Below are 1,314 nucleotides of genomic sequence, written 5' to 3' on the forward strand. Positions count from 1 at the left end.
AGTAATTGCTTTATCAATACTGATGTAAGCAGAATATCCAAAAAGATTTTTACCGTTACCGTTCTTGATTGACGTTAAATCCGCAGACTGAACCAGAGGAACACCGGCACCGATTGAAATTGCCCAATCATTAAATCTCTTCGATTTCTGTGTAAACGGGGAAATATTAGCAGAGCCCGAAGAAAATGTATTTGGATATTTTCCGTTTGAAGAAACTGCCGTTGAGTCTTGTGCATAACTAGCCGTCGGAACAGCCAATGCCAACGCAACAATTGCTAAACTTAATTTCATAGTGTATTTTTTATTTAGTTATTTAAATGATTGTATTTTTCAGGATAGATCTTTTTTGCTAACATTAATCAGATTAAATATTTAGCAGTTTTAAGAACCCATTCTGAAAATTATGTAAATTTAATAAAAAAAAACCACTTTATGGAAAAATAAAACCGAAAAGAACTTCTTTTCGGTTTTATTTTATTTATGATAAAGAAAATTACTTTTTCTTCTTTTTAGCTGGCGCTTTTTTCACTGCTTTTTTTGCAGTAGGAGCGTCAGTATAATCTTTCTTTTGTATAGAATTCCACTCATTAGTGTCTTCTACAGCTCTTACAGTAACTTTTCTGTCAGCTAATCTTTCTGCATCAGAAGCGGTTGCTGGGATTGTTGCTTCAGCAGAACCAACACCTTTAGATTTAAGTACATTTGCAGAAACTCCTCTGTTTTCTAAGGCTACAACAACAGCAGCAGCTCTTTCCTGAGAAAGTTTTAAATTGTAACCTGCATTTCCTTTAATATCAGTGTGTCCTGTCAGTAAATATTTACCGTCATTTTCTTTAATTATTTTAGCAGCTTGGTCTAATCTTTCATTAGATTCAGGTCTGATAGTAGCTTTGTTGAAATTAAAGTATACATTCTTTAGTTCCTGTTCTACAGCTGTAGCTGTTACGGTATTGTCTTTTTTCACAGGACAGCCGTTATTTTCAACAGGTCCGGGAACAGTTACACACTTATCGTAAAGATCGATTACTCCATCTAGATCTGTATCAAGAGCCACACCGGCACCGTCAACTCTTGCACCGGCAGGAGTATCAAGCTGTCTGTCCCAATCATCGCAAACACCGTCATTATCAGCATCTCCTTTTTTACAAACTTCGATATCCTGTTTTCTATTAGCCAAAACATCTAATTTATAATAGATCTCCTGCAATGGGTCATGCCACATTAAGTGAGATTCGTGTTTTCCTAATTTTAAAGAAACTCCTAAAGTTGCATTGAAGAAGTTATCAGAAACTTGCTCTTCACGTTGGTTAACAG

Annotated in this window: 1 protein-coding gene and 1 pseudogene; both read right to left on the bottom strand. The window is 35.4% G+C overall.

The genetic code is table 11. The annotated features are described in order from the left end of the window. Nucleotides 1–291 (bottom strand): annotated as a pseudogene (locus BT156_RS21675) (OmpA family protein); the annotation flags it as partial. A gap of 202 nt (nt 292–493) precedes the next feature. Continuing rightward, on the bottom strand, nt 494–1,314 hold an 821-nt coding region (locus tag BT156_RS21680; RefSeq protein ID WP_139255564.1), incomplete at its 5' end, for an OmpA family protein.

The organism is Chryseobacterium limigenitum, from assembly GCF_900114875.1.
In the GTDB taxonomy this organism is placed as follows: domain Bacteria; phylum Bacteroidota; class Bacteroidia; order Flavobacteriales; family Weeksellaceae; genus Chryseobacterium; species Chryseobacterium limigenitum.